General features: G+C 55.8%; 1 protein-coding gene. It reads right to left on the bottom strand.

Annotated features, from left to right (window positions below; all coding sequences use genetic code 11):
• Positions 1-102: 102 nt before the first annotated feature.
• Positions 103-231 (bottom strand): integrase core domain-containing protein (locus NVV99_RS26985; RefSeq protein WP_260783358.1); only part of this gene is annotated, 129 nt, incomplete at its 5' end.

Below are 231 nucleotides of genomic sequence, written 5' to 3'. Positions count from 1 at the left end.
GTTCTTCTTGTTCAGGTCGATGGTGTACTCCACCCCATCGACAGCGAAACTGATGGTTTCTCCGTCATCGTCCTGGTTGGGCCCCCGATAGCAGTCCAGCGTCTATGCGATAGCTAAGTGGTTTTCTTGCGTCCAGGTTTCCCAGTAGCGCTGCGGCGTCATGCCGTCCAGGGCTCCGTGGGGCCGTTCATGATTGTAGATAGCTTTCCATTCCTCGGCCACATACTTCGC

Origin of the sequence: Rhodococcus sp. PAE-6, from assembly GCF_025290685.1 — a bacterium.
Lineage (GTDB): Bacteria > Actinomycetota > Actinomycetes > Mycobacteriales > Mycobacteriaceae > Rhodococcus > Rhodococcus pyridinivorans.
The sequence above is the reverse complement of the archived record's forward strand: the minus strand, read 5'-3'. Positions and strand labels throughout refer to the sequence as shown.